Below are 4623 nucleotides of genomic sequence, written 5' to 3'. Positions count from 1 at the left end.
CCCACCCGCACCTACCCCCCTGCATCCACCTGGGCGACCTCACCGACGACGAGGCAGCCCAAGCCCGCTCCCGCTACGCCATCCCCGAAGGCACCCTCACCACCCCCGACACCCACCACCCCCTCACCCTCCGCCTCCTCTCCGAGATCCAGTCAGCCCTCCCCGAAGCCCACACCCACACCCACACCCACACCCCCACCACCCCCCTCGACCGCAACGACGTCTTCACGGCCTACCTGGACCTGATGAGCCTCCGCATCGCCACCCGCCTGGCCACCGAAGCCGCCCTGCACGGCACAGCCGTACGCAGACTCGCCGCAAAGGTCTCCGGCCGGATCCACGAAGCCGCCCGCCACAGCCTCGGCCCGGGCCAGGGCGAGCTGGACAGGGAGTCGTTCGAGGCCCTGTTCCCGCACGGCTCCGGCTGGGCGCCCGCCGTCCTCACCGAGGGCCTCCTCGTCCCCGCCGGCCCCGGCTACCGCTTCGCCCACGAGGAACTCGCCGACTGGATCCAGGGCATGCACCTGGACCTGGACGAAGCCCTGCACACCCTGATCAGGCACCCGCAGGACCCGCACCACCGCATCGGCCCGGTGGTGCAGTCCCTGCTCCATCTCGCCCGCCAGCAGGGCGCCCCCGAACTCGCCGCCCGCCTCCAGGAGTTGGTAGACGCCCTGGACACCGACCCGCACTCCTGGTGGCCCGCCCGCCTCCTCACCGAGGTCCTGCCCCGGCTACCGGACGCGACGCCGTACACGGGTGTTCTACGGCTGCTCGCCGACCGAGTCGTGGCGTGGCGCCGGCAACACCCCACCGTTCCGGGCGACTTCGGCCCCGCCTTCTGGACCGCCCTCGCCCTCCCCGAGGTCACCCGCTTCGACCTCCTGCGCCGACTCCTCCTCGCCGACCCCGCCCCGGACGACACCGACGGCCCCCGCTACCTCGACGCCGCCGCGCACCTGCTCGCCGCCGCCCCCACCGCCGTACAAGCGCATCTCACGCGATGGTTTGACGATGAGCGCCCCATTCCCGCCACCCCGCACGCGACCGTCGCGAAGGCGGCGCAGGCGCTGCTGCACACGCATCGGCACCGGGCCCTGGACGACCTGATGGAGGTGCTCGTCGACTGCGCGCACCGCCGCGCCGAGGAACTGCTCGACGTACTGGCGGAGGACGAGCCGTCGGCGGTGTGCCGGGCCGTCGACCGATGGGCGCACGACGAGCGGCCGGCCCGGCGGGCCGCGGCGGCGGTGTACGGGCTGCGGGCCGCGCCCCATGTCCGCACGGAGGCCGACCACGAACTGCTCCGCTACGCCGCCCTCGCCCTGCTCGCCCACCCGGCCGACCGCACCCTGCGCGGCGGCGCGCTCGCTCTCCTCGTACGGGATCCGCGGGCCCGGGCCCGTCATCTCCCGCTGGCGCTACGGCACTTCGCGTCCGGAGACCCGCAGTTCCCGCCCAGCGCGCTGGTGGGTGCCCTCGCGACTCACCCGGATCCGGTGCTGGACGCCTTCCGGGAGCGGCTGCGCCGGCCAGGCGGCGGGGAGGCGCTGCGTACGCTTGCCGATGTCACGACGCCGACCCTGGCGCGGCGGGTCGCGGGCCTCGTACGGGAGGCGGTGCAGCGGCGTCCGGAGACGGCGGCGGATGTGGCGGCGTACGTCGACCGGTGCCTCGACCAGGGGCCGGTCGCCCGTTCCGTACTGTTCCCGCTGGTCACCGGTCTGCTGGACGGCGGCCCGGATCAGGTGCGGGCCGCGCTGGCCACCGTACTGGCCGCTCGTGGCACCCCCGCCTCCCGCCCCCTGCGCCGTGAACTGCTCGACTTCCTGCTGGCCCACGAGCACACCCCGGCCGTCCTCGACGCCCTCCTGCACGCCGCCGCCCGGCATGGCGGGCGCGACCTGCGGGACCTCGTCCGCCACATCGGTCTCCTCCTCGTCCGCACCCCGGACGGCGCGGCCCGCTTCGACCGCGGTCTGGTCGACCTGGGACGCCATGTCCCGGGCTTCGCCGCGCTGGTCGCGGGCTGGCTCACCGACGCGCCCGCGCAATGGGCGGCGGTCGTCGGCCCCAGCGCGCGCCGCATGATCGAGAACCTGGCGGGTGTCCGCGTGCCCGTGTGAGCGTGCGCCCTGTCACAGCCCAGATGCCGATGCGGGCCGGGCGGACGCGGCATGGCACCCTTAGACCTGCGTAGGAACAGGCACAGACACGGACACCGGTTCGACGAGTGTGCGACAAGGAGCAGACACAGTGCAGCGCTGGCGTGGCTTGGAGGACATCCCCCAGGACTGGGGGCGCAGCGTCGTCACCATTGGGTCCTACGACGGAGTTCACCGCGGACACCAGCTGATCATCCGGCATGCCGTGGAGCGCGCCCGCGAGCTGGGCGTCCCCTCCGTGGTCGTCACCTTCGACCCGCACCCCAGCGAGGTCGTCCGCCCCGGCAGCCACCCACCGCTGCTCGCCCCGCACCACCGGCGCGCCGACCTGATGGGCGAGCTGGGTGTGGACGCGGTGCTGATCCTCCCCTTCACGACCGAGTTCTCGAAGCTGTCGCCCGCCGACTTCGTCGTCAAGGTCCTGGTCGACAAGCTGCACGCGAAGGCGGTCGTCGAGGGCCCCAACTTCCGCTTCGGCCACAAGGCCGCGGGCAACGTGGAGTTCCTGGCCGAGCAGGGCAAGGTCTACGACTTCGAGGTCGAGGTGATCGACCTGTACGTGTCCGGTGAGGCGGGCGGTGGCCAGCCGTTCTCGTCGACCCTGACCCGCCGACTGGTCGCCGAGGGGGACGTCGAGGGCGCCGCCGAGATCCTCGGCCGCCCGCACCGCGTCGAGGGCGTGGTCGTCCGCGGCGCCCAGCGTGGCCGCGAACTCGGCTTCCCCACGGCGAACGTCGAGACCCTCCCGCACACCGCCATCCCGGCCGACGGCGTCTACGCGGGCTGGCTGCACGCACAGGGCGAGGCCATGCCGGCCGCGATCTCCGTCGGAACCAACCCGCAGTTCGACGGCACCGAGCGCACGGTGGAGGCGTACGCCATCGACCGGGTGGGGCTGGATCTGTATGGCCTGCATGTGGCCGTGGACTTCCTCGCCTATGTGCGCGGGCAGCAGAAGTTCGACTCGCTGGAGGCCCTGCTGGAGGCCATGGCGGGCGATGTGAAGCGCTGCCGTGACCTGATCGGGGCTGCGGAGGGCACCGCCGTCTGATCCCGGCGGGACCTGCGCGAACGCCTGAGGGCCGGCACCTTTGTGGTGCCGGCCCTCAGGCGTTGCTGTCTTCTACTGCTGGGTCCAGCCCGGCGGTACGCCGCCCTGCTGCGGAGCCTGGGGCGGCGGCGCGGGCTGCTGTTGCTGCTGCTGCCATCCCTGGTCCGGTCCGGGCTGCTGCGGAGGCTGCTGCCACTCCTGCCCCGGCTGGGGAGCGCCGCCCTGCTGCGGATAGTGCTGCTGGGGCTGCTGCTGAGGCGCGTACCCCTGCTGGGGCTGCTGGTACTGCATGTTCGGATTGCCGAAGCCCTGCTGCGTGCGCGCGATGTCCTCGGCGATGAGGGCGGCGAGGTCGAAGTAGGCCTCGCGGGTCTTCGGCCGCATCATGTCGAGGTCCACCTCGGCGCCCGCCGAGAGGTGCTCGTCGAACGGGATCACCACGACACCGCGGCAGCGGGTCTCGAAGTGCGCGACGATGTCCTCCACCTTGATCATCTTGCCCGTCTCGCGGACACCGGAGATCACGGTGACCGACCGCTGCACGAGATCGGCGAAGCCGTTCGCCGACAGCCAGTCGAGGGTGGTCGAGGCGCTGCTCGCGCCGTCCACCGACGGCGTGGAGATGATGATCAACTGGTCGGCGAGGTCCAGCACTCCGCGCATCGCGCTGTAGAGCAGACCGGTGCCCGAGTCCGTGAGGATGATCGGGTACTGGCGGCCCAGCACGTCGAGCGCGCTGCGGTAGTCCTGGTCGTTGAAGGTGGTGGAGACGGCCGGGTCCACGTCGTTGGCGATGATCTCGAGGCCGGACGGCGCCTGCGAGGTGAAGCGGCGGATGTCCATGTAGCTGTTCAGCTGCGGGATCGCCTGCACCAGGTCGCGGATGGTCGCGCCGGTCTCGCGCCGGACCCGTCGGCCGAGGGTGCCGGCGTCCGGGTTGGCGTCGATCGCCAGGATCTTGTCCTGCCGCTCGGTGGCGAGCGTGGCGCCCAGCGACATGGTCGTCGTGGTCTTGCCGACGCCGCCCTTGAGGCTGATCACCGCGATCCGGTAGCAGGACATCACCGGCGTACGGATCAGCCCCAGCTTCCGCTCCCGCTCCGCCGCCTCCTTCTTGGCGCCGAGCTTGAAGCGGGACGGGCCCTGGTTGTTCTTACGGGCCTTGGGCTGGTTGCGCAGCAGGCGGTCGGAGGACAGCTCGACGGCGGCGTTGTAGCCGAGGGGGGTGCCGGGGGCGGCTTGCTGCTGCTGGGGGGCGCCGGGGCCGGCCTGGGGGCCGGGTGGGGCGGTCCAGCCCTGGTTGCCCGGGTTGGGCTGGTTGCCGTAGGGGGCGGGAGGGGTGGGGTGCTGCTGGGGGGTTTGCGGGGGCGTCTGGTGCTGGGGCTGGGGCTGGGCCTGGGCCGGGGG

Annotated in this window: 2 protein-coding genes and 1 pseudogene; 2 read left to right on the top strand and 1 reads right to left on the bottom strand. The window is 72.7% G+C overall.

Annotated features, from left to right (window positions below):
- Positions 1-2126 (top strand): annotated as a pseudogene (locus ACTWQO_RS48325) (serine protease); the annotation flags it as partial.
- A 130-nt stretch (positions 2127-2256) separates the two neighbouring features.
- Positions 2257-3216, top strand: a complete 960-nt coding sequence (locus ACTWQO_RS48320) for a bifunctional riboflavin kinase/FAD synthetase (protein WP_443243786.1) — start codon at positions 2257-2259, stop codon at positions 3214-3216.
- A gap of 72 nt (positions 3217-3288) precedes the next feature.
- On the opposite strand, the gene ACTWQO_RS48315 is transcribed toward ACTWQO_RS48320, so the two are convergent.
- Positions 3289-4623, bottom strand: a 1335-nt coding sequence (locus ACTWQO_RS48315) for an AAA family ATPase (RefSeq protein ID WP_443243785.1), incomplete at its 5' end; no start/stop codon positions are given.

This window comes from Streptomyces sp. 4N124 (assembly GCF_052245395.1).
Classification (GTDB): domain Bacteria; phylum Actinomycetota; class Actinomycetes; order Streptomycetales; family Streptomycetaceae; genus Streptomyces.
This window is presented reverse-complemented; position numbering and strand designations above follow the sequence as displayed.